General features: G+C 54.5%; 20 protein-coding genes and 2 tRNA genes. 6 read left to right on the top strand and 16 right to left on the bottom strand.

Annotation, left to right across the window (positions count from 1 at the left end):
* The first annotated feature begins 99 nt into the window (after positions 1-99).
* Both ACOCF6_RS20615 and ACOCF6_RS20610 read left to right on the top strand, forming a co-directional pair.
* Positions 100-384, top strand: a complete 285-nt coding sequence (locus ACOCF6_RS20615) for a hypothetical protein (RefSeq protein ID WP_482462197.1) — start codon at positions 100-102, stop codon at positions 382-384.
* Entirely contained in the window at positions 356-940 is a 585-nt protein-coding gene (locus ACOCF6_RS20610) for a hypothetical protein (protein WP_482462196.1), read from the top strand. The genes ACOCF6_RS20615 and ACOCF6_RS20610 overlap by 29 nt, the downstream gene beginning before the upstream one ends.
* Positions 941-1,025: 85 nt before the next feature.
* Here ACOCF6_RS20610 and ACOCF6_RS20605 read toward each other — a convergent pair.
* The 16 genes from ACOCF6_RS20605 to cimA form a co-directional block, all read right to left on the bottom strand.
* Positions 1,026-1,102 (bottom strand) — tRNA-Pro (locus ACOCF6_RS20605).
* 12 nt (positions 1,103-1,114) lie between these two features.
* The gene (locus ACOCF6_RS20600) at positions 1,115-1,468 is read right to left on the bottom strand and encodes a MerR family transcriptional regulator (RefSeq protein ID WP_482462195.1); all 354 of its coding nucleotides are present in this window, start codon (positions 1,466-1,468) and stop codon (positions 1,115-1,117) included.
* An 11-nt stretch (positions 1,469-1,479) separates the two neighbouring features.
* On the bottom strand, positions 1,480-1,773 hold the full coding sequence (locus ACOCF6_RS20595; protein WP_482462194.1) for an integration host factor subunit alpha: 294 nt from the start codon (positions 1,771-1,773) through the stop codon (positions 1,480-1,482).
* A gap of 83 nt (positions 1,774-1,856) precedes the next feature.
* A complete protein-coding gene (pheT, locus tag ACOCF6_RS20590; protein WP_482462193.1) occupies positions 1,857-4,259 on the bottom strand; it encodes a phenylalanine--tRNA ligase subunit beta in 2,403 nt (800 codons plus the stop codon).
* Positions 4,260-4,281: 22 nt separating this feature from the next.
* A complete protein-coding gene (gene pheS / locus ACOCF6_RS20585) occupies positions 4,282-5,298 on the bottom strand; it encodes a phenylalanine--tRNA ligase subunit alpha (protein WP_482462192.1) in 1,017 nt (338 codons plus the stop codon).
* 72 nt (positions 5,299-5,370) lie between these two features.
* On the bottom strand, positions 5,371-5,724 hold the full coding sequence (rplT, locus tag ACOCF6_RS20580; RefSeq protein ID WP_482462191.1) for a 50S ribosomal protein L20: 354 nt from the start codon (positions 5,722-5,724) through the stop codon (positions 5,371-5,373).
* Between the two features lie 77 nt (positions 5,725-5,801).
* Positions 5,802-5,999 (bottom strand): 50S ribosomal protein L35, encoded by a 198-nt coding sequence (rpmI, locus tag ACOCF6_RS20575; RefSeq protein WP_482462190.1) that lies wholly within the window; start codon positions 5,997-5,999, stop codon positions 5,802-5,804.
* A 52-nt stretch (positions 6,000-6,051) separates the two neighbouring features.
* Complete coding sequence (infC, locus tag ACOCF6_RS20570) at positions 6,052-6,570, bottom strand: translation initiation factor IF-3 (RefSeq protein WP_482463416.1); 519 nt, start codon at positions 6,568-6,570, stop codon at positions 6,052-6,054.
* A gap of 57 nt (positions 6,571-6,627) precedes the next feature.
* Positions 6,628-8,538 carry a threonine--tRNA ligase gene (gene thrS / locus ACOCF6_RS20565; RefSeq protein ID WP_482462189.1) on the bottom strand — a complete coding sequence of 637 codons (1,911 nt, stop codon included), beginning with the start codon at positions 8,536-8,538 and terminating at the stop codon, positions 6,628-6,630.
* Positions 8,539-8,609: 71 nt separating this feature from the next.
* A tRNA-Val gene (locus ACOCF6_RS20560) sits at positions 8,610-8,684 on the bottom strand.
* A 44-nt stretch (positions 8,685-8,728) separates the two neighbouring features.
* Entirely contained in the window at positions 8,729-10,192 is a 1,464-nt protein-coding gene (gene rlmD / locus ACOCF6_RS20555; RefSeq protein ID WP_482462188.1) for a 23S rRNA (uracil(1939)-C(5))-methyltransferase RlmD, read from the bottom strand.
* A gap of 83 nt (positions 10,193-10,275) precedes the next feature.
* Positions 10,276-10,863, bottom strand: a complete 588-nt coding sequence (locus ACOCF6_RS20550; protein ID WP_482462187.1) for an XTP/dITP diphosphatase — start codon at positions 10,861-10,863, stop codon at positions 10,276-10,278.
* Positions 10,860-11,576 carry a ribonuclease PH gene (gene rph / locus ACOCF6_RS20545; RefSeq protein WP_482463414.1) on the bottom strand — a complete coding sequence of 239 codons (717 nt, stop codon included), beginning with the start codon at positions 11,574-11,576 and terminating at the stop codon, positions 10,860-10,862. Before rph ends, ACOCF6_RS20550 begins: the two co-directional genes overlap by 4 nt.
* Positions 11,577-11,737: 161 nt before the next feature.
* Positions 11,738-11,893, bottom strand: a complete 156-nt coding sequence (locus ACOCF6_RS20540) for a hypothetical protein (RefSeq protein WP_482462186.1) — start codon at positions 11,891-11,893, stop codon at positions 11,738-11,740.
* Between the two features lie 118 nt (positions 11,894-12,011).
* On the bottom strand, positions 12,012-12,632 hold the full coding sequence (locus tag ACOCF6_RS20535; protein ID WP_482462185.1) for a ComEA family DNA-binding protein: 621 nt from the start codon (positions 12,630-12,632) through the stop codon (positions 12,012-12,014).
* A 5-nt stretch (positions 12,633-12,637) separates the two neighbouring features.
* Positions 12,638-14,206: a citramalate synthase gene (gene cimA, locus ACOCF6_RS20530; protein ID WP_482462184.1), complete on the bottom strand. Its 1,569-nt coding sequence runs from the start codon at positions 14,204-14,206 to the stop codon at positions 12,638-12,640.
* Positions 14,207-14,411: 205 nt separating this feature from the next.
* On the opposite strand from cimA, the gene ACOCF6_RS20525 reads away from it, so the two are divergent.
* The 4 genes from ACOCF6_RS20525 to ACOCF6_RS20510 all read left to right on the top strand — a co-directional run bounded on the left by ACOCF6_RS20525 (position 14,412) and on the right by ACOCF6_RS20510 (position 22,910).
* Positions 14,412-18,059, top strand: a complete 3,648-nt coding sequence (locus tag ACOCF6_RS20525) for a DUF748 domain-containing protein (RefSeq protein WP_482462183.1) — start codon at positions 14,412-14,414, stop codon at positions 18,057-18,059.
* Between the two features lie 3 nt (positions 18,060-18,062).
* Positions 18,063-19,418 (top strand): MATE family efflux transporter, encoded by a 1,356-nt coding sequence (locus tag ACOCF6_RS20520; RefSeq protein WP_482462182.1) that lies wholly within the window; start codon positions 18,063-18,065, stop codon positions 19,416-19,418.
* Positions 19,415-20,698, top strand: a complete 1,284-nt coding sequence (gene mtaB / locus ACOCF6_RS20515; RefSeq protein WP_482462181.1) for a tRNA (N(6)-L-threonylcarbamoyladenosine(37)-C(2))-methylthiotransferase MtaB — start codon at positions 19,415-19,417, stop codon at positions 20,696-20,698. The genes ACOCF6_RS20520 and mtaB overlap by 4 nt, the downstream gene beginning before the upstream one ends.
* A gap of 466 nt (positions 20,699-21,164) precedes the next feature.
* Entirely contained in the window at positions 21,165-22,910 is a 1,746-nt protein-coding gene (locus ACOCF6_RS20510) for a B12-binding domain-containing radical SAM protein (protein ID WP_482462180.1), read from the top strand.
* The last annotated feature ends 89 nt before the right edge of the window (positions 22,911-22,999 follow it).

Raw genomic sequence — 22,999 nt, 5'->3', positions numbered from 1 at the left:
AAAAAATATTCTTTTCGATTCTATTATTGATCGTATTCCCGATCCTCTGGATCGTGGAAAAACTAACCGGGTGGTCACCACTCAACAGGGGGTAATATTATGGCGTTTTTCACCTGGATAAAATCAACACTCAGCGATCCAAACGATCAGCAGGGCAGTACAAAGCGTCTCTGTCTGTTTCTGTTTGTGCTGATGATTATTACGCTGATCAGCATTGTCACCATTCGCAACTGGGCGCTTCCGGTTATTCCGGCATCGGTGCTTGACCTGGTGTATTTTATCGTCGGAGTTTTTGTCGGAGCGGTGTCAATTGACAAAGGCATAGCAGCTTACAAGGAAGTCAAGGTGACTGCCAATGCAGATCAATCTGCCAATAATCCCTGAAAAGGGCAAACGCACCCTGTTGTATATCGGCCTAGGTATTCTGGTGCTGTCAGGGTTGGCCTTTGCCTACAAGCTGTTTATTTACAAAAAGCCTGCCACTGGTATCTATACAGCAGCAAAACCGGCTGATGGCATGGCAAATGCGCCCACACACACAACGCAGCCGGTAACGCTACAGGCATACGATAAGGAAACCGCTGTTAAAAAAATGAATATCCCGGAAATTATTCTGAGTGATCCGAAGTTGGAGCTTGTCGGTACCGGCAGGGTGAAGCCATCGGAGGGCGGTTATACTATCGGAGCGGTTACGAATACGGATACCGGCAAGACTGAGATTATCACGAAGGAAGAGGCCCGGCCCCTGTTTGGTTTTGGCGGTAAAACGGAAGTAGGGGCATTGGCTGGCGTCTCTACGGGTGGCGATACCGCCATTATATACGCTCGGCAGGATATCTTGCGAATAGGTTCGGTCAATCTGGGTGCGATTGGGGGCGCTGGTACGGTTGGCGGTAAACTCGGAGCAGGGGCTTTTGTGGATGTTTCGGTGCGGTGGTAAGCTTCACTGTGAAAATGTAAGAGGCCGTAAGAGGCAGAGGCAAAAATAAAGGGTCTGCAGAATGTCTGCAAACCCTTTATCTATATGGTCGGGGCGACAAGATTTGAACTTGCGACCACTAGACCCCCAGTCTAGTGCGCTACCAGGCTGCGCTACGCCCCGTGGTGCTTTGTATTACAGTTGATTCCTCAACATCTGCAATGCGGACTTGATTTCTTTCAGCAGAAGGGTTTGATCACCAGAGACAACATGTGGAAGCATATCCTCTGAATTGATAAGTTTTCCTTTTTGAGAAATCCTTTTTTTTACACCTTCTATCGTAAATTTCTCTTCATACAGAAGACGACGTACCTGAAGAACAAGATCAACTTCGTTTTTTGAATACAGGCGCTGTCCTGTTGTGCTCTTCTCCGGGGAAAGAAAAGCAAACTCCGACTCCCAGAAACGTAATACTGAAGTCTTGACGCCTGCCATCTGGGCTACTTCGCCGATCTTGTAATACAATTTGTCGGGAATAGTTATGCCCATGAGTCAGTTCGCTATTTGGCCTCTTTCACGGGTGTGTTGATGGCGTTTTTAAGCACCTGGCTCGGCTTGAATGTGAGAATACGACGGGCAACGATGGTTATGGTATCACCCGTCTGGGGATTACGCCCACGACGGTCTGCCTTCTGCTTGACAACAAAATTGCCGAAACCTGCAATTTTAATCTTTTCACCGGATTCAAGCGTATTCTTGAGAATACTGAAAACCGACTCAACCATTTCAGATGATTCTTTCTTGGAAAAGCCAATCTTCTGGTGAATTCGCTCTACGATGTCTGCTTTGGTCATAACAACCTCTATGTGCACGATTTACTTATTGAAAACGAAGGGAAATTTTTATAACACAGTGAATTTCATTTCGCAACAGGTTTTTATCTTATTGATACATTTAGTTTATTCACCAGAGAGGCAATTACCTTGGCATGAATGCCGCCGATTTCATCATCCGTAAGTGTACGTTCGTAGGAGCGGTATCGAATACGAATGGCAATACTCTTGAACCCCGTCTCAATACCGGCACCACGGTACACATCAAAAATCTCCACCTGCTCGATCTCCTGGGCCTTGACGGCATTAATGCACTCGAGAATCCTGTCAGCCGGCAACTCATCCGGGGCAAGCAGGGCCACATCGCGGGTACTGTCAGGAAACCGGGATGGTGCGGTGATGCTGTACTTTTGGCTGGAGAGTTTCACCAGCTTTGCAAAATCCAACTCAAAAGCGTAGACCGGTTTCTCGATTTCAAAATTCACCTGTACCGTGGGGTGAATCTCTCCAAACGATCCGATCCGATCCCGGCCGACCATGACGCTGCATGATTTTCCGGGATGATAGTACGTTTCCGGAGAATCAGCAACCCATTTAACCCCTCGAATATGGAGGAGTTCCAGCAGATTTTCAATAATCCCTTTTACATCGTAAAAATCAACGAGATCACGGACAGAGCTCCAACCGGATTCAACCCGGCACCCGGTCAGTGCACCGGCAATACAAAGCGGCTCTGACGGCATCTCTTCAGCGGTCGGCAGGTAACGGCGACGGATCTCAAACAGTTTGAGATCCATGGTACGAAAACTGAGGTTGCGGGAAATTGCTTCAAGAACGCCGGGCAATAGAGAGGTGCGCATGATCGATTGTTCTGCTACCAACGGATTGGCAAGCTTGATGGCTGTCCTGCGAATGTCGTCATCAGCAAGCAACAGCTTGTCAGCCGCATCAGGTGATATAAAACTGAAGTTGATGATCTCGTTCATGCCATGGGCAACAAGAATATCCCGGACAGAACGCTCCATACGTTGCTGCAGTGTAGGAAGGTCTGATACGACGCGGGCGATCGGCATGGTCGTGGGAATCGCATCATAGCCCTTCATCCGCGCAACCTCTTCCACCAGGTCAATCTCCCGCTCCAGGTCAATGCGATAGGTGGGCGGAATGACTTCCAGGGTGCCATCAGCAGTCTCGCGGACAGTGCATTCGAGGCGCACCAGAATATCCGTTACTTCCTGCTTTGAAAGCTCGATACCCAGCAAGGAGCTGGCACGTTCAGGCCGTAGGGTAATGGCAGACAGTGTGGTCTTGCCCGGATACACATCCACGACACCCCGTGCGACCACACCGCCCGATAGTTGAGCAATCAATGATGCGGCCCGATCAAGCGCACGTGCTACCATGCCGATGTCCGCCCCCCGTTCAAACCGGTGGGACGACTCTGTATGCAGCCCCAGACGCTTGCTGGTACGGCGGATAGCAGCAGGCTTGAACCAGGCGCTTTCCAGCAGAATATTGGCAGTTGTGTCTGAGATTTCAGAATTGAGGCCGCCCATGACCCCGGCCAGTGCCACCGGCCGTACGGCATCGCAGATAACCAGATCATCGGCTGTCAGCGTGCGCTCCTGACCGTCGAGGGTGGTAAACAGCTCACCCTCCCCTGCCCTGCGGACAACGATCCTGTGCCCCTCCAGCTGCTCACAATCAAAGGCGTGCAGCGGGTGACCAAGCTCCATCATCACCAGGTTGGTGACATCGACAACATTACTGATGGAACGCATCCCGACCGCATTCAGCCGCTTGACCAGCCACTCGGGAGAGGGGGCAATCCGGCAACCCGAAATATAACGAGCGGCATATCGGGGGCAAAGATCTGCATCATCAACGGTTACGCCAATTGTTGCATCAGCAGCATCAACTCCCTCGGAAATCTCCATTTCAGGATAACGCACACTCTTGCCCAGTTTGGCGGCGATCTCCCTGGAAATGCCGGCAACGCTCAGGCAGTCGGCCCGGTTCGGAGTCAGTCCGATCTCCAGCAGGGTATCCTTAAGCCCCAAGGCCTCAAACACCGGAGTCCCCGGGACCAGTCCCGGCTGCAGGACCATGATGCCGGCACTTTCCTCTGCCAGACCCAGCTCCTTCTCGGAACAGAGCATGCCGCAGGATTCCTCGCCGCGGATTTTGGAGCGCTTGATTTTAAAATCTCCGGGCAGGATCGCTCCGATCTGCGCCAGGGCAACCGTAGCGCCCTGCAGAAAGTTCTGGGCACCGCAGACGACATCGAGGATTTCAGTGCCATTGTTGACGCGGCAGAGTGAGAGCTTATCGGCATTGGGATGCTGGCGTTTTTCTTCGACAATGGCGACAACCACGTCATCCATTCCGCAACCCTGCTTTTCCATACCCTCGACTTCAAGGCCCAACATGGTGAGCAGATCAGCCAGCGCTTCAGGAGAAAGATCAAAATCGACAAATTCTTTGAGCCAGTTATAGGTTACTTTCATATCAGGACACCATCAATCGTAGTTAGAATTGTCGCAAAAATCGTACATCATTTTCGAACAGTAGCCGCATATCGTTAATGCCGTACTTTAACATGGCGATGCGTTCGATCCCCATGCCGAAGGCAAAACCGGAAATCTCCTCGGCGTCATAGTTGACATGGCGATAGACCTCGGGATCGACCATGCCGGCACCCAGAATTTCCAGCCAGCCGCTCTGCTTGCAGACCCGGCACCCCTTGCCGCCACAGATCACACAGGCGATATCCACCTCTGCAGACGGCTCGGTAAAGGGAAAGAAACTGGGACGCAGACGAACGCCGGTTTTCTGACCAAACAGTTGGTTGGTAAAGGTCGTCAGCATGCCCTTTAGATCGCCGAACGTGACCCCTTTATCCACCATCAGGCCTTCAATCTGGTGAAACATGGGGGAATGGGTAGCATCGGAATCGCAGCGATAGACCGTACCGGGTGCGATAATACGAACCGGAGGTTTCTGTTTGAGCATGGTACGGATCTGGACCGGCGAGGTATGGGTTCGCAACAGCAGGTTGTTCTCTACAAAGAAGGTATCCTGCATGTCGCGAGCCGGATGCTCGGGGGGAAAATTGAGGGCCTCGAAGTTGTACCAGTCGTGCTCAATCTCTGGACCTTCGGCAACCGAGAAACCGAGCCCGGCGAAGATGTCGCAAACCTCTTCAATCACCAGGGTAATGGGATGCTTGGTTCCGCACACTGAACGCCGCCCCGGCAGGGACACATCGATCCGCTCCGATTGCAGCCGCTGGAGTACTTCCCGGTCCCGCGCCGACTTGAGGGCACTGTCAAGGGTGGATTCGATCTCATCCTTGATGGTATTGACCAACTGCCCCACGACCGGACGCTCTTCCGCAGAAAGCGCACCAAGGCCTTTCATCAGACCGGTCAACTCACCCTTGCGACCAAGAAACCTGACCCGGACATCCTGCAGGGCATTTTCGTCAGCAGCCTGTTCTATACAGCGCAAGGCATCTTTTCTCATTTGTTCAAGCTGTTCCCGCATGCTATGTACCTTTACAAAAAAGGGAATGGGATATGGTCCCATTCCCTCATGTTTGAATTACAGCGTACGCTGTTAGATGCCGGCTTTTGCCAGATTGGCGATCTCCATAAATCCATTAGGATCGGAGACGGCAATGTCGGCCAGAACCTTGCGGTCGATTTCAACATTGGCTTTTTTGAGGCCGAAAATGAACTTGCTGTAGGACAGTCCATTCAGGCGTGATGCTGCATTGATACGGGTGATCCACAGACTGCGGAAGTCACGTTTCTTGACGCGACGATCGCGGAAGGCATAATTAAGAGCCCTGTCAACTGCCTCGGTGGCACTGCGGAACAATTTGCTGCGTGCGCCCCGGTAACCCTTGGCAAGCTTGAGTACCTTGTTACGTCTGCGTCTCGCTTTAAAACCTCTTTTAACGCGTGGCATGATCTACTCCTTCGTGTTTTTATTTCGCCAGATCCGCAAGGGGAGACAGTTTCCTCACGGTTCTTGGCATAGGCCCGTTACATGTACGGGATGAGCTTGGAAATATTCTTCTGGTCAACATCGGCGACCATGCCGCCATGACGCAGGTTACGCTTGCGCTTGCGGCTCTTGCAGGTCAGGATATGGCTGGTAAAGGCTCCGCCACGCTTGATACGGCCGGAGGCGGATTTTTTGAAGCGCTTGGCAGCGCCACGATTGGTTTTGATTTTCGGCATGGTTCTTCTCCTTCAGTGTAGTAATTAAATTCTTATAGTAAAATCGGATGCGTTATTTTTTTACCTTGGGAGCCACGATCATAAACATCTGGCGACCATCCACGCGGGGATGGGATTCAATCACAGCAATATCTGCCAGTGCAGCCGCAAACTTTTCTATAACCGCGCGACCGATATCCATGTGGGTAATCTCCCGTCCGCGAAAAACCAACGTCACTTTGGCTTTATTGCCCTCTTCCAGGAAGCGGCGTACATGCTTGACCTTGAAATCCAGGTCGTGATCATCGGTTTTGGGACGGAGTTTAATCTCCTTAACCTCTACATGCACCTGTTTCTTGCGTGCTTCCTGCAACTTCTTGCTCTGCTGATACTTGAACTTGCCATAATCCATGATGCGGCAGACTGGCGGAACCGCACTTGGCGACACTTCTACAAGATCGAGTTGCTGCTGTTCTGCCAGAGCCAGAGCTTCAGCAGTCGATATGACCCCAAGGGCCTCCCCATCTGCACCGATTACACGAATCTCTGTAGCACGGATGGTATTGTTTATATTCACGGTCGGCTTTGCTATGACTACACCCCCTGGATGGGACGGCTCAACACTCCGTCACCTCGATAGCACATACTACTATTTGTATTCCTTTGATTCCTGTTCTACAAATGCGGCAAATTCGCCGGTTTTCATAGGATCAAGGTTTTTGCCGTCACGATAGCGCGGCGTCACCGTTCCCTGTTCAACCTCTTTATCGCCGATAACCAGCATGTAAGGGACCTTCTGCAGCTGAGCCTCGCGAATCTTGAAACTCAGTTTCTCATTGCGGAAATCACCCTGCACCCGTATGCCTGCTTCTCTGAGATCGGCCAGCACCTGCTGACCGTACGGAATCTGGCTATCGGTGACCGTAAGCACAGTTGCCTGAACCGGCGACAGCCAGAGAGGAAAACTGCCGGCATACTGCTCAATCAATACGCCGATAAAGCGCTCTATCGAGCCGAGTATGACCCTATGGACCATGACCGGACGCTTTTTCTCACCGTCAGAAGCGATATAATGCAGATCAAAGCGCTCTGGCAGGGTAAAATCGCACTGGATAGTAGCACACTGCCACCGCCTGTCAAGACAATCACGCAACTTGATATCGATCTTGGGGCCGTAGAAGGCTCCATCGCCCTCATTTATCTCATAGGGGCGCCCGGTATCATTAAGAGCGGATGTGAGAGCATTGGTAGCAAGCTCCCAGGAGGCATCATCACCGATAGACTTTTCCGGACGGGTGGAAAGCTCCATCTCATAATCAAAACCCATGATACCCATGACTTCGCTGACAAATTTCAGGACACCCTTGATCTCTGCATCAAGCTGATCAGGGGTACAGAGAATATGGGCGTCATCCTGGGTAAAGCAGCGTACACGCATCAGTCCGTGCAAAACTCCGGCACGCTCGTGGCGGTGAACCGTTCCCAGCTCGAAATAGCGCAGCGGCAGGTCACGATAACTGCGCAACTGTGACTTGTAAATCATCATGTGTGCAAGACAGTTCATCGGTTTTACACCGAAACTCTGCTCATCCACTTCGGTAAAATACATATTCTCGCGATAGTTTTCGTAGTGGCCGGACCGTTGCCACAATTCAGTTTTGAGTATCTGCGGCCCCACCACGATATCGTATCCGCGCTTGAGGTGTTCGCGACGCTCAAAATCCTCCAGGATCGTGCGCAGCATGGCCCCTTTGGGGTGCCAGATGGCAAAGCCTGCACCGACCTCATCCGAGAAGGAGAACAGATCCAGTTCTTTGCCCAGCTTGCGATGGTCGCGGCGTTTGGCCTCCTCCAATCGATTGAGGTACGCTTCAAGCTCTTTTTTATCGATAAAAGCTGTACCGTAAATGCGCTGGAGCATGCGGTTCTTTTCATCACCACGCCAGTAGGCACCAGCGATCGAGAGCAGTTTAAAGGATTTGATACGACCGGTCGAGGGGACATGCGGGCCACGACAGAGATCGGCAAAACCGCCCTGGGTATAAATCGAGACCGTCTCGGCCCCGATCCCTTCGATCAATTCCTTTTTGTACGGCTCACCCATTGCTTCAAACTTTTTGATAGCGTCGGCGCTGGAGAGCACAGAGCGCTCGATCCTGGTATCAGCCTTGGCCAGCTCGGCCATTTTTGCTTCAATGCGCTCGATATCCTCCGGCGTGAAGGGCTGGTCAACATCGAAGTCGTAATAGAAGCCGTTCTCAATAGCCGGTCCGATCGTCACCTTGGCCGCTGGAAACAGTTCCTTGACCGCCTGGGCCATCAGGTGCGAAGCCGAGTGGCGGATAATCTCCAGCGCTTCCGGGCTTTTTTCGGTGATAATCGCGACGCTGGCGCCCTCATGCAGGCCGGCCGCAGTGTCAACCAGCTCACCATCTATCCTGCCGGCTATGGCTGCTTTGGCAAGACCGGCGCCGATTGAGGCAGCCAGATCGGCAACAGTTGCGCCCTCGGGCAGGGCCCTGGTTGATCCATCAGGAAGCGTAACGTTAATGTCGGCCATTTGGTATCCTCTGCGTAGGTGAAACAGAAAAGGCATCGAACCCATCGATGCCCCGAGACTACTGCTTTTAATGGTAGGCGCGGACGGTCTCGAACCGTCGACCTCTACCGTGTCAGGGTAGCGCTCTCCCCCTGAGCTACGCGCCTTCATCAAAAGAGAAGAAATTTAATACCAGTATCTACAAGCTAAGTCAAGTAGATTTATCGCTTTTTTCCAAGAGTGCCACATTTTCCACATGAACCGTCTGGGGAAACATATCAACCGGCTGAATTTCACGGCAGACATAGCCCAGTTTTTTCAGGATATCCAAATCGCGCGCCAGGCTCTGGGGTGCGCAGGAGACATAGACGATTCGTGACGGTGACAGGGTGGCCACGCTTTTGAGCACAGCTTCATCACACCCTTTACGGGGCGGGTTGAGCACTACCGCGTCGATCCGCTCTTCTTCAGCTAATTCCTCCATCAGTTCGGCCGCGTCTCCCGCCTCAAAGCGGCAGTTAGTGAAACCGTTCAGGCGGGCATTCTTGCGGGCATCTGCCACCGCCTCTTCCACCACCTCGATGCCGATCACCTTTTTGGCCTGCCCGGCCAGGAACAGTCCGATCCCGCCGATGCCGCAGTACAGATCCAGCACAGTCATGCGGCGATCCGGGGCGATCCATTCACGCACCTTTTCGTAGATCAGCTGGGCACCTCGGGTGTTGACCTGAAAAAAAGAGCGCGGCGAGATTTGCAAATATATATCGCCGATCTGCTCGGTCAGGTACTGCTGCTTGGTCAGGAAGCTGTCTTTCTGGCCAAAGATGACATTTCCCTCGGAGCTATTGATATTGCTGGCCATAACCTCGATTTCCGGCAGCGCCTCGCGGATAAACTTGGTCAGGTGATGGATCTCGTTATACCCCTTGGCGGCCGTCACCAACACCACCATAGCCTTCTGTTCGAACTCGGAGACCCTTACCACCAGGTAGCGCAGCAGTCCCATCTTGCTGCGCGGATTGTAGATCGGTACCTTGAGTTTGGTGATTCCGCGCCGAACCACATCCATGACACGGTTGATCAGAGGGTGGTGGATCGGGCACTCTTCCAGGTCGAAGACATCATGGCTGGCGCGGCGATAGATCCCCAGAAACGGCTCGGAATGCTTGCCGGCCACAATCAGCTTAGCCGAATTACGGTAGTGGATCAGCCGCTCGGGAGACAGGAGCGGGTGTACTGTAATGTCGGCCAGTTCCGGGTACGTATTCAGCTCCTTCAATACCATACCGCGCTTCCAGACCTTCTGATCCACATACCGCATGGCGATCAGCGGACAGCCGAGACATTCGGCATTGACCCGACAGGGGGGGCGCTTGCTGCGCATTGTCGATGGCTGTAGTAGTTTGTGCAACCGGGCAATGACCGTGCCGAAGGAGACGTGCTCGATCCTGGCCAGCACAACATCGCCCGGCAGGGCTCCGCCGATCTTGAACACCATCCCCTCCAGGCGGGCGGTGCCATAACCGTCATCATCTATGCCCAAAACAGCCGTCTCCACGATCATATTGCGCGAGAATTTTGTCCGCTGGCGCACATCCACATCGTTGGTTGGGGCAGATGAGGCCACAGCAGGACTGGTACGCTTGGGTTTCTGATTACTGTGTTCTTTTTTCATTTATCGTTCCTGTTCCAGCCCGGACAAGCCGGATAAGTGCGTTAACGAAATTATTTCTTGCCAAAAAGCGCAGAAAATAATTTCTAACTTACTAAAAATTCCCGGAATTGTTGTAACGCCTGGCCACGGTGGCTGATATGGTTTTTTTCCTGCAGGGTAAGTTCAGCCATGGTGCGTTTAAATCCATCAACCAGGAAAAGCGGATCATAGCCGAAACCTCCGTCACCTCGCGCTGACTCCAGAATAACTCCCCCTACCCGGCCGCTGAAAATCCGCTCAACTCCGGCAGGAGTTACAAAAGCCAGTGCACAGACAAAAGCAGCCTGACGCTGACTGGCGGGTACACCGGCCAGTTCTTCCAGCAGCTGCAGGTTGTTGGCGGCATCATCAGCTCCTTCACCGGCAAAGCGGGCCGAATACACGCCCGGACGCCCATCCAGGGCATCCACCGTCAGTCCCGAGTCATCTGCCAGAGCCGGCAGCCCGCTGAACAACATCGCCTCACGGGCCTTTTTCAGAGCATTCGCCTGAAACGTCAGCCCATCTTCGATCGTTTCAGGAAAACCGGGGATATCGGCAGCACAGAGAACCGTATCAACGATTCCATCAAGCAATGCCTGTATTTCTGTCAGCTTGCCCCGGTTGCGGGTAGCCACAACCAATTCGTTCATCGGGACAACGCCTCGCACTGAATGGCAAAAAGTCTGCGGATACCATCGGTGGCCAGATCCCGCATGGCGTCCATCTGCCTGACGGTAAAGGGTTCTGCCTCGGCAGTGCCCTGCACCTCGACAAAACGCTCACTGGCGGTCATGACGAAATTCATATCAACTTCCGCCGACGAATCCTCAGGATAGTTAAGGTCTAAAACAGCCTCACCAGCGATGATCCCGACACTGACGGCAGCAACAGCCTCCTTGAGTGGAATCTGCGAGATCAGACCCCTGTCCTTCAGGGTGGTCAGGGCATCATGCAGGGCAACGTAGGCCCCGGTAATGGAAGCGGTACGTGTTCCGCCATCGGCCTGAATCACGTCACAATCGATGGTAATGGAACGTTCGCCCAGGGCCGCCAGATCCGTAACCGCCCTCAGGGAACGGCCAATCAGGCGTTGAATCTCCAGCGTACGTCCGCTCTGTTTGCCTTTGGACGCTTCGCGGGAAGAGCGGGTGTGGGTTGCGCGCGGCAGCATGGAATACTCCGCAGTTACCCAGCCGGTGCCTTTACCGCGAAGAAACGGGGGCACGGATTCCTCGACCGATGCGGTACAGATCACCTTTGTATCGCCGAATTCAACCAGTACGGAGCCTTCAGCATGTTTTGTAAAACTTCTGGTAATGCGTACCTGACGCAATGCATCGAATTTTCTGCCGTCATTTCTCATCATAAGCCCCAAGGATTTTCATTTTATACTTTCAAGTATCGAAAAGCCGTACTCAAGCGGATAAATTCAATAGCCCTTCAGAGCGGTTCCTGTCAAACAAAAAGGGAAACCCGTTGCAGGGTTTCCCTTTTTAACCAGATGTATACAGATGTAACTAACGATCAGCCGAGATGGGTGTTGTTGCTGCGTGCCCGATTTGCCAGAATGGTAGAATCAAGCAACTCGCCGCAGCAGGTGCACTTCCAGGCATCAAAGGTGCGCACAAAATCATAGAATTTTTCAGCAAACATTCGGCCCTTGCAGCGAGGACATTGCATGGTAACCCTCCCGGTAGTGTGATAGTTTTTCACTTAATACCGGCTAACATTACATCATGCGTGCCAATTAATGACTTAAAATGAAACTAGTTTTAACAACCCACAAATAACTGTTTTATTACAGCCTGTTAAAGTATTTCAACAAGCGATTATATTTTGTATTTCCGATTCCTTCGACTGCCAGGAGATCAGCAGTCGCCATCGTTCCGCCATTTTTTTGACGATATGCAACAATCCTTTTGGCAAGCATCGGACCGATTCCAGGCACTTTATCGAAGTCGGATTCGTTCATGATGTTTATATCGAGAGGTATGCCCATCACAATCCGTTCATTGACCGCCATGCAACTTTTCGTAAACAGCACTGTTCCATCAGGGCGGGCAGAGACGTGCAGGGCCATGCCGTTGACCAGAGGCGCAGCAGCATCACACTCCGAAAGCCCATCCAGGTTAGACAAAACGGGATCAGCCATTTTAATGGCGGTCACCGTCAACATATTGGCGGAAAGCGGATACATGCCGGCATGCCTGACATCGCCGCTGACGCGGACAAAGCCATACGATGATGAGAGATGAGAAAAAGCCGTCCCGCTAGATGTTTCTCTAGCGGGACGGCTTTTATACACAACAGGAATAGAGATGGCAACCGCACAGATCAGGAGTACAGCACGATGGAAATAGTGCGGTGAATGATGCCTGGCACGGCGATCTGGGCGCTCGCTGCCATCTTCATCCGCCACCTAGGTTACTCCTCAGTTTTATGGAGCTTATAGTCAATGCTGTCGATCAATGCCTGGTATGAGGCATCGATAATATTGTCAGAGACCCCCACCGTGCCCCAGCGGGAATGCTTGTCACCGGATTCTATCAGCACGCGGATAGACGAAGCCGTTCCCAGGCCGGCCGGGAGGACACGCACCTTGTAATCAAGAAGCTTGAGTTCCTTCAACTTGGGGTAGAAATTCTCCAGCGCCTTGCGCAGGGCATTGTCGAGCGCATTGACCGGTCCGCTTCCCACTGCGGCTGTATGCTCAATCTTCCCCCCCACCTTGACCATGATGGTTGCTTCTGCCATCGGCTTCTGCTCTTCACCGCGTTTTTCATCGATCACCCGGAATCCGAGCACAGTGAAGTATTTCTTATGGGCCCCCAGGGCCCTCTTCATCAGCAGTTCAAATGAAGCCTCGGCACCTTCGAATTGATAACCGCGGTTCTCCATCTCCTTGATATTGTCAAGGATCTCCAGGGTAACCGGGTCCTTGCTGTCCAGATTGATATTGAACTCCTCTGCCTTGGCCAGGATATTGGAGCGGCCGGACAGGTCGGAGATCAGCACGCGGGTGCAGTTGCCCACCAGCTCCGGCCGCATATGCTCGTACGTTTCGGGGTGGCGCTGAATGGCGCTGACATGCACGCCTCCCTTGTGAGCAAAAGCAGAATTGCCCACATAGGCCTGGTGCTTGTTGGGGGAGATATTGGCAAGTTCGTAGACATAGCGGGACACATCCCGCAGATGACGCATCTGCTCATCGGAGATGCAATCCCTCTTCATCTTGACCTTGAGGGCCGGGATGATCGAGCAGAGGTTGGCATTTCCGCAGCGTTCACCAAAACCGTTGATCGTCCCCTGCACCTGAACGATGCCCTGTTCGACTGCAATCATGGTATTGGCCACGGCACACTCGCCGTCGTTATGGGTGTGGATCCCCAGCGGGGTCTTTATGTTCTTTTTGACCGTCCTGATGATCTCGGCCACCTCGAACGGCATGGTGCCGCCGTTGGTGTCGCAGAGGATTATGCAGTCGCAGTTGGCGGCTTCAGCCGCCTTGAGGGTCTTGATGGCATAGTCAGGGTTGGCCTTATAGCCGTCGAAGAAATGTTCGGCGTCGTAGAAGACCTCCTGAACATTCTTCTTCAGATATTCCAAAGAATCGAAGATCAATTCCAGGTTTTCTTCCAGCGAGATCCGCAGGGCTTCACGCACATGAAAATCCCAGGTCTTGCCGAAGATTGTAATGGCATCCGCTTCGGCCTTGATCAGGGTGATGATATTGTTGTCCTTGTCGGGCGTAACCTTGGCGCGGCGTGTTGACCCGAACGCAGCAATCTTGGCATGGGAGAGTTTTTCTTTTTTGATATCCTTGAAAAAGGCCACATCCTTGGGATTGCTTCCCGGCCAGCCGCCTTCGATATAATGTACCCCCAGATCGTCAAGCCGGTGGGCAATCCGGATCTTGTCCTCAACCAGAAACGAGATATCCTCGGCCTGTGTCCCATCCCGCAACGTTGTGTCATACAGTTTTACAAGGCTCATGACCTACCTCCCCCAAATATCGCTTCATGTGGATCACATGAAAATGGATTCTTTTGTATCCGCTTTACTGAAATTTTTCAACAAAAACCATAAACTGTTGTTTTACACGGCACGACACCCATGGGCTAATAAAGTATGTCACGTCCGGTGACATGTAGTATATAAGTGATACAGTTGTTAGCAGGTAACAACGTGGAGGGACGCCATGCACAAAAGAAAGAAGATTCTGCTGATAAGCCTTGCTTGCGCAGCTGCACTGCTCCTTTTTATCGTCGCCATCCTGCCCTTGATTGTGCGGAGCCAGGCGGTGGCAGCGATAGAAAAGGAAACCGGTCGCAAGGCTCACATAAAAAAGGTGTCCATCAACCCCTTCACCCTGACGGTCACCGTCAGCGGATTCGGCATTGATGCAAAAGAAGGCGGACCATTTATCGCGATCGCCAAACTGCGTGCATCCCTGGGCATCGCCTCCCTGTACAAAATGGCCCTGATACTGGATGAAGTTGCCGTTGACACGCCAGCCGTGCAATTCGCGCGGCTCTCCGCCAACACCTATAGCTTCAGCGACATCATCGAACGCTTGAACGCCAAACCGAAATCCGACAGCGGGCTGCAGTTCTCCATCAACAATATCTCCGTTGCGAACGGTTCACTGGATTTCGATGACCGTGCCGTGGACGGGGGGAGAAAACATACAGTCCGCAACCTGAAGGTCGCCATCCCCTTTATCAGCAACATCCCCTATTTGATTGAAAAATATACCGATCCCCATATTTCGGCCGTGGTCAACGGAGCTCCCTTCACCTTTAACGGCAAGGTCAAACCGCTCAGCAAATCCATGGAAACCTCCGTAAATATCAACCTCAAACAGCTCAACCTTCCCGAGCTGGTGGCCTATGCGCCGGTCAAGCCTCCGGCCAATCTGACGTCAGGTGCACTTTCCGTCAATGCCGAGGTGACCTACCGGGTTTCCAAAGACAAAAAACCGGAACTGGGTGTCAAAGGGCTGCTCGGTTTGAACAGCATTGCTGTCAATCTCAGGGACGGCCAGCCGCTGCTCAGACTCCCTTCGTTCCAGGTACAGGCCTCGGACCTGGAGGTCTTTGCCAAACGATTTCTGTTCGAAAGTATCACTGTGGAAGGGCTTGAACTGTTCGTGAGCCGGAACGCCAAAGGCGACTGGATGTTCCGCCAGCTTCTGCCGCCAGCAGCCAAGGACACGAAAAAAGAGAGTGCCGCTCCGGACACAAAACCGGGCGCTGACAAAAACGCCCTCCAGCCATTGGTACAGGTTGCCAAATTTGCCTTCAGCAATGGCATGGTCCATTTCAGAGATCTTCAGCCGCAGGGCGGTTTTACCAGTGACGTGTCACAGCTCGACCTGACGGTGACAAACTTCACCACAGCGCCGGATAAATCAGCCCTCTATGAGCTTTCGCTGCTGCTGGACAACGAGGCAACCCTCAGCATCGACGGCGCCTTCTCGCTGACCCCGCTGACCGCCACCCTGTCCAGCGAATTGAGCGACCTCAAGCTGCAGCGCGGCTGGCCCTACCTGGCACAATTCCTGACCTCGCCGCTCAAAGGGACGCTCGACCTCTCGTCCGAGGCCAGCTACAGCAGGGACAGCGGCCTGATTGTGGACCAGGGGCACCTGCTGGTCACCGGTTTTTCAACCCGCTACGGCGACAAGGAAGGCTTTGACCTGGCCCGCCTTGAAATCAACGATGCCGGATTCAAGCAGAAGGAAAACAGTGCTGAAATCGGTGAAATCAGGCTTTCAAAGGGCAATCTGGCGCTTTCCCGCGAAGCGGACGGCAGGATATCGGCCTTGTCGCTGCTCAAGACAGCCCCGGCCAAGCCGACAACCGCCACCCCACCGACAGCAGCTGCTGTTGTCACTGCTCCGAAGCAACCCGCTTCCTCTCCCCGGAAACAGCCGGGTACGGCAGATTTTTCATATCGCCTGAAAAAACTCCAGATTGACAAATTCAACACGACATTTACCGACAAGACCCTCAAGGACAGGCCGCGCTTCGCTCTGAACAATACCTCCCTGACCCTGTCGAACCTGAACGGACCCCGCTTCACACCAGCGGCGCTGCGCTTTGCCTCGACCTTCAACAAGGCGACTCCGCTCAAGGCCAGTGGTGATATCACCCCCCTGCCCTTCCGCTACAAGGGGAATGTCTCTGTCGGCCGTCTGCCGCTGCGCGACTTTGAAGCCTACTTCCCGGCCAACATCAATGTCTTTATTCTGGGGGGAACTGCCGATACCAGTATGCATGTGGACATCGCCCTCAAGGATGGCAAAGCGGTTGGCAGCTTCAAGGGTAATGCGGGAATCCGCAGCTTTCATGCCATCGATACCGCAGCCGAGGAAGATCTGCTCAAATGGGAGAGCCTGCAGCTGGACGACATCCAGGGCAACCTGGAGCCGTTCAGCCTATCTCTGAAACAGATAGCCCTGAATGGCGTCTACTCGCGCATCATCATTCTCAAGGACGGGACGCTTAATCTCCAGCATCTGGTGGAGAAACCGAAACGGGAGAGCGCTCCGGCAGCAACACCACAGCCGCTCGCCAGTGCAGCCGTACCGCCGCCTGCACCCGTGGCAGCTGACACACAGCAGCAGCCGGCACCACCAAAAAAAATCAAGATCGAGACCGTCACCATCCAGGATGGCACCATCGCATTCACCGACAACCATCTGCCGAAAAAATTCGCCACCACCTTTTACAACCTGGGAGGCCGGGTCAGCGGGCTGTCATCAGAGGAAACAAAGATGGCTGATGTAGATCTGCGCGGCAACCTGGAAAGCCACTCGCCGCTCCAGATCACCGGTCAGATCAACCCCCTGCGTGACGACCTGTTCGTAGACCTGAAAATCTCTTTCCGCGATATCGAGCTGTCTCCGGTCACCCCCTATACCGCCACCTTCCTGGGATACACGGTCGAAAAAGGCAAACTGTATCTGGATCTCACATACCACATCGAAAAGAAACAGCTGTCATCGGAAAACAAGATTTTCATCGACCAGTTCACCTTCGGCGATAAAGTAGAGAGCGACAAGGCCACCAGCCTGCCGGTCAAGCTCGGTCTGGCGCTCCTTAAGGACCGCAAGGGTGAAATCCACCTGGATGTACCGGTTACCGGTCGCACCGATGATCCGAAGTTCAGCATCTGGAAGCTGGTCTTCCAGGTCCTGCAGAATCTGCTGGTCAAGGCGGTCACGTCGCCCTTCTCGCTGCTCTCCTCCATGTTCGGCGGCGGCGAGGACTTCAGCGCAATTCAGTTCAGCCACGGCACCAGCGTTCTGCCGCCCCAGGAGGAACAGAAACTGACGGCCCTGGCCAAGGCGCTGCTCGAACGACCGGCCCTGAAGATGGAACTGAAGGGGTATGTGGATCGTGAGAAGGATACGGAGGAATACCGCCGTGAACTCCTGAACGCCAAGCTGCGCACAGAGAAATTCCTGGCTTTGAGCAAAGCGGGCACCCTCAAGGAAGGGGAGAAAGCCGATGCAATCCAGGTCCTGCCGGATGAACAGGGCAGATACCTGGCTGCTGTCTACAAGAAAGAGAAATTTCCCAAGCCGCGCAACGCCTTCGGTTTTGTCAAGGATCTGCCAGCCGACGAGATGCGCAAACTGATCATAGCCAATACGGTGGTCGGCGACGCCGAGCTGCAAACCCTGGCCCGCGAACGGGTGGTGGCGGTCGTGACCTACCTGGTCAAGAAAGGCAACATACCTGCCGAGCGCATCTTCCAGAAGAGTGACGATGTCTTCAAAAAGCCTGAGAAAGAAACACAGTCGCGAAGCCGGGTTGAATTGAATGCGATTGTGCAGTGACAGATGATCTCTGACCTGACGAGCGCTCCCATACCGGTTTTGATCCGCCGGCTGGCCATCCCGGCCGGCACCGGTTTCTTCTTCAACACCATGTTCAATGTGGTGGATATCTGGTACGGCGGCAGGCTTTCCACCACCGCCCTGGCTGCCATGTCGCTTTCCTTCCCGGTGTTCTTTATCCTGCTGGCCATCGGCACCGGTGTTTCCACCGGGGCTACCGCCCTGATCGGAAATGCCCTGGGCAGGGGTGAACGGGGTGAAGCCCGCCAGTATATCCTCCAGGCGCTCTCCTTCGCCCTGCTGAATGCCCTGGCCCTGACAATCCTGGGACTGCTGTTTTCACCGCGCATTTTCATGCTCATGGGTGCCCAGGGTGAATATCTCGCCCTGGCAACCAGCTACATGAACGTGATCTTCATCGGAGCCCCCTTTTTCCTGCTCAACTTCGTGATGAGCGCCATCCTCAACTCCAACGGCAATACGGTTACCTACCGCAATTTCCTGATCAGCGGTTTTTTCCTCAACCTGCTGCTCGACCCCTGGTTCATGTACGGCGGGCTGGGGGTGCCGGCCTTCGGCCTGGCCGGCGTGGCGCTGGCCACCATCGCGATCCAGTGTGCGGGCAATTTTTTCATGTTCACCAGCCTCTCCCGCACCGGTGCCGTGGCCAGCTTTACACTGCGCGAGCTGCGACCGCAGTGGCGCTACTATCGCGCGCTGTTCGGCCAGGGGTTTCCGGCTGCCATGAACATGATGACCGTCACCCTGGGCATCTTCATCATCACCTGGTTTGTCGGCAGGTTCGGCCAGGAGGCGGTCGCGGCCTACGGCATCGCCACGCGGGTGGAACAGATCGCCCTGTTGCCGGTGATGGGGCTCAACATCTCGACCCTGGCGCTGACCGCCCAGAATTACGGGGCCGGCCGGATCGACCGCATCCGCCAGGTGCTGGCCGTTTCACTGCGCTACGGCTTCATGCTGGCTATCTCCGGCACGATCGCCGCCCTGGCGTTCACAGGTGAGCTGATGCGCATCTTCACGAAAGATGCGGCGGTCATTACCGTTGGAATCAGGTTCCTGCAGATCGAGGCCTTCGTCTTTCCCGCTTACGTGATCCTGTACATCTGTATCTCTGCCATGCAGGGCATCAAGCAGCCGGCCTTTGCACTCTGGATCGGACTGTACCGGCAGATCGCCGGTCCCTTCCTGGTCTTTCATATTTTGACAACCGTGCTGGGCTGGGGCATTATGGGCATCTGGTGGGGCATCTTTACCGTAACCTGGTCAGCGGCCGCCATCGTAGTCGTATATGTCAGCTGGATCCTGAGAAAACTGCAAAAGGATGTCATAACCGCATGAAACGCGTTGCCATAGCTACCCTGGGCTGTAAAACCAATCAATTCGAATCGGCCGCCATGAGCGAGAAGTTTGCGAAGGCCGGATATGCGATCGTTCCCTTCACGCAGCCGGCCGACATCTACATCGTCAACTCCTGCACTGTCACGGCCCGCACCGATGCCGAAAGCCGCCGCCTGATCCGCCGCGCCCGGCGCCTCAATCCCCAGGCCCGGGTCGTGGCCACCGGCTGCTACGCCCAGGTGGCAGCAGGTGATCTGGAGCAGATGCCGGAACTGGACTCTGTCCTGGGGAATCAGGAAAAGCAGGACATCATCAAGCTGGTTGAAGGCGGGGAGAGCCGGGTCTCCGATATTTCTGCCGAGCGCACCAGCGGACCGCTTGCGCTTTCGAGTTTTGCCGAACATACCCGCGCCTTCCTGCAGGCCCAGAACGGCTGCGACTCCTTCTGCAGCTACTGTATTGTCCCCTATGCCCGCGGCAGAAGCCGGAGTGTCCCCCTGGAGGATGTGCTGCAGGGGGTGCGCGACCTGGCCGCCAACGGCTACCGGGAGGTCGTGCTGACCGGCATCCACCTGGGCGCCTACGGCCTGGACCTGACACCCGTCGCGACGCTGACCGACCTGGTGCTGGCTATCGACCGTGAGCGGATCGTTCCGCGCCTGCGCATCGGCTCGGTGGAGCCGAATGAAATCAGCGCGGAGCTGCTGGCCCTGATGGCGCACTCCCGGATCATCTGCCCGCACCTGCACCTGCCCCTGCAAAGCGGCAGCGACAGTGTGCTCCGCAGAATGGGTCGCCGCTACACCACGGATTATTTCCGCACCCTCATGCAGAGGATCAGCGCGGCGCTGCCGCAGGCCTTTATCGGAGCCGATGTGATCGCCGGATTTCCCGGCGAAAGCGATGCCGAGTTTGAAGAAACACTGCAGCTGATCAATGAGCTGCCCTTTTCAGACCTGCATGTGTTCCCCTATTCCAGCCGCCCCGGCACCAGGGCCGCCGACCTGCCTGATCAGGTTCCGTCATTTGTCATCAAGCACAGAGCGGAACTGTTGCGGGCTGCGGCGGCTGAAAAAAAGAGGGCATTCCTGCAGCAGCAGATCGGCCAAAAGCTTCCTGTTCTGGTTCAGGGATGCAACCCCAAGACCATGATTTGCAACGGACTATCCGGAAACTACACCAACGTAACCTTCAAGGGCACACCGGACATGATCAATACTGAAGTGACCGTACAGGTGACAGCAGTCAGCGGTCAAGGTGTATCCGGGACACTGGCTTAACACGCTCGTAGCCATTGCATCCTGACAGCATCCCCCCCTCCCCCGGCCCCCTTTATATCCAGTTTCCTCCGACTTTCATTCCAGCGCGTAACCGCTACCGCTCCCCAAACCATCCACGGCCCGCAGCCGCTCCAATTGTAAAAGTATTGTAAAACAGCAAGTTATACCTCTCTATTTCCGCTGTATTTCTATACAATGAATAAACCTGAAAAAAACAGTTCAACACAGAGACACCGAGGCACAGAGATTACTTCGAGCAAAAAATCAGATGGTTGTGACTAGCTGTCTGCCGTTTGCGAATTCACCCAAAAGCTGAGAGTTGTGGTTCGGATTTATTCATTGATTTCTCAGTGTTCTCTGTGTCTCTGTGTTTCAACTGCCGTATACAGGACAAAACAAGGCCGCACGACCTCCAAAACCGGATCATCAGTATTTGTGCGCTACGGAAGTTAGAGAGGAAAAACAGATGCGTCACCCCCCGCCTGAAGCACACCCCATACATCCCCTGGCAGGCAAAGCCCGGGTACTGCTGTCAAGCGTCTTCGGCCCTTACAGCCAGGACGACCAGTACGGCAGCCGCACAATCAACCCGATGGAACTGTACCAGAATCAGGTCACCCGCCTGCAGGGGGCCTTCTCCCTGCGCATGTTTCACCGCTCCTTCGGACTGATGATGATTCAGGCCAATATCGAGGCCCCCTGTACGCTCCTGGATTTCCCCACCCTGGAGCGCTTTCGCGCGGAAATCAGCCAACAAAGCTATGATGTCATCGGCATCAGCGGCATCATCGTCAATATCGGCAAAGTGGCCAAGATGTGCGAATTGATCCGGCGCTATCAGCCGGGGGCAACTATCGTTGTAGGCGGACATATCACCAACAAGGAGGACCTTGAGCAGTTGATCGATGCCGATCTGATCGTCCGCGGCGAGGGTATCCGCTGGTTTCAGCGCTACCTGGGCCAGGATGACCTGGGAGCCATCAGACATCCAGCAGCCCTCTCCGGCTTCGGTTCCCGGATCATGGGAATAGAGCTGGTCGATGATCCCGAACGGACTGCTGCCATCCTGATTCCCTCGGTCGGCTGTCCGGTGGGGTGCAACTTCTGCTCCACGTCGGCCCTGTTCGGCGGCAAAGGGCAGTTCATCAATTTCTACGAGACCGGCGATGAGCTCTTCAGCGTCATGTGCGAAATCGAGCGCAAGCTGCGGGTGAACTCCTTCTTTGTCCTCGACGAGAATTTCCTGCTGCACAAGAAAAGGGCCCTGCGGCTGCTGGAACTGATGGATACGCAGGGCAAGAGCTGGGCATTGTCCGTCTTCAGCTCGGCCAGGGTGCTGAATGCCTACACCATGGATCAGCTGCTGGGCCTGGGGATCGGTTTTGTCTGGATGGGCCTGGAAGGAGAGCAGAGCGCCTACGACAAGCTCAAGGGAGTCGATACGCTCGGCCTTGTGCAGCAGCTGCAGGCAAACGGCATCCGGGTGCTCGGGTCATCCATCCTGGGCCTGGAAGATCATCGCCCGGCTGAAATGGGGGCGACCATTGAGTATGCCGTCAGCCATGGAACGGTTTTTCACCAGTTTATGCTCTACACCCCGATCCCCGGAACCCCGCTGCATGAACGACACCTGCAGGCAGGCAGTCTGCTGCCGGAGTCACAGTTCCCCATTGCCGACACCCACGGCCAGTACCGCTTCAACTACCGCCATCCCCATTTTGAAAACGGGGAGGAAGGCGCCTGGCTGCTGGATGCCTTTCGCCGCGACTTCGCGGTCAACGGCCCCAGCCTGCTGCGCCTGATCCGGGTGCTGTTGAACGGCTGGCAGATGCGTACGATCCATTCCCGTCGGGTCCAAAAGCGACTTGCCTGGGAGTCGGCTCCACTGCGTACCTCCTATGCCGGCGCCGTCTGGGCCATGAAAAGGTATTATCACCAGAATCCGCTGCTCCGGGAAAAGGCCGCACATCTACTGGAGGACCTGTACACAGAGTTTGGCTGGCGAACGCGCCTGGCGGCCCCGCTGATCGGTCGCTATGCCTATCGCTGTCTGATGAAGGAAGAAGCCGGTCTGGCAGCAGGCCGTCGCTATGAGCCCGTTTCCTTCTGTGAACTGAATGCAGCAGCGCAGGCACTGTATACGACCACCACCGTCGGGCAACCACCGGAGGCACAGCAGCTGACGCCCTTGGCGCAGCCGGCCTGGCGCTGAATCGAAGAGGCCTGTTGCGTGGTGCTTGCTTCAAAAAACAGCTGCCGCATGGTTTAGCAATTGCCCCGCCAGACGTAACATGCTATATC

The sequence above is a fragment of the Geobacter psychrophilus genome (assembly GCF_056821595.1).
This window is presented reverse-complemented; position numbering and strand designations above follow the sequence as displayed.

What these genes read in the sequence shown, in the direction of transcription:
- mtaB (WP_482462181.1), top strand. Translation starts at nt 19,415, where the DNA reads ATGAAACGCGTTGCCATAGCTACCCTGGGCTGTAAAACCAATCAATTC.
- rlmD (WP_482462188.1), bottom strand. Translation starts at nt 10,192, where the DNA reads ATGAAAAAAGAACACAGTAATCAGAAACCCAAGCGTACCAGTCCTGCT.
- rplT (WP_482462191.1), bottom strand. Translation starts at nt 5,724, where the DNA reads ATGCCACGCGTTAAAAGAGGTTTTAAAGCGAGACGCAGACGTAACAAG.
- cimA (WP_482462184.1), bottom strand. Translation starts at nt 14,206, where the DNA reads ATGAGCCTTGTAAAACTGTATGACACAACGTTGCGGGATGGGACACAG.
- ACOCF6_RS20595 (WP_482462194.1), bottom strand. Translation starts at nt 1,773, where the DNA reads ATGACCAAAGCAGACATCGTAGAGCGAATTCACCAGAAGATTGGCTTT.
- ACOCF6_RS20600 (WP_482462195.1), bottom strand. Translation starts at nt 1,468, where the DNA reads ATGGGCATAACTATTCCCGACAAATTGTATTACAAGATCGGCGAAGTA.
- ACOCF6_RS20525 (WP_482462183.1), top strand. Translation starts at nt 14,412, where the DNA reads ATGCACAAAAGAAAGAAGATTCTGCTGATAAGCCTTGCTTGCGCAGCT.
- pheT (WP_482462193.1), bottom strand. Translation starts at nt 4,259, where the DNA reads ATGAAAGTAACCTATAACTGGCTCAAAGAATTTGTCGATTTTGATCTT.
- ACOCF6_RS20615 (WP_482462197.1), top strand. Translation starts at nt 100, where the DNA reads ATGGCGTTTTTCACCTGGATAAAATCAACACTCAGCGATCCAAACGAT.
- pheS (WP_482462192.1), bottom strand. Translation starts at nt 5,298, where the DNA reads ATGCGGGAACAGCTTGAACAAATGAGAAAAGATGCCTTGCGCTGTATA.
- ACOCF6_RS20610 (WP_482462196.1), top strand. Translation starts at nt 356, where the DNA reads ATGCAGATCAATCTGCCAATAATCCCTGAAAAGGGCAAACGCACCCTG.
- ACOCF6_RS20510 (WP_482462180.1), top strand. Translation starts at nt 21,165, where the DNA reads ATGCGTCACCCCCCGCCTGAAGCACACCCCATACATCCCCTGGCAGGC.
- ACOCF6_RS20550 (WP_482462187.1), bottom strand. Translation starts at nt 10,863, where the DNA reads ATGAACGAATTGGTTGTGGCTACCCGCAACCGGGGCAAGCTGACAGAA.
- ACOCF6_RS20520 (WP_482462182.1), top strand. Translation starts at nt 18,063, where the DNA reads ATGATCTCTGACCTGACGAGCGCTCCCATACCGGTTTTGATCCGCCGG.
- ACOCF6_RS20540 (WP_482462186.1), bottom strand. Translation starts at nt 11,893, where the DNA reads ATGCAATGTCCTCGCTGCAAGGGCCGAATGTTTGCTGAAAAATTCTAT.
- thrS (WP_482462189.1), bottom strand. Translation starts at nt 8,538, where the DNA reads ATGGCCGACATTAACGTTACGCTTCCTGATGGATCAACCAGGGCCCTG.
- rpmI (WP_482462190.1), bottom strand. Translation starts at nt 5,999, where the DNA reads ATGCCGAAAATCAAAACCAATCGTGGCGCTGCCAAGCGCTTCAAAAAA.
- rph (WP_482463414.1), bottom strand. Translation starts at nt 11,576, where the DNA reads ATGAGAAATGACGGCAGAAAATTCGATGCATTGCGTCAGGTACGCATT.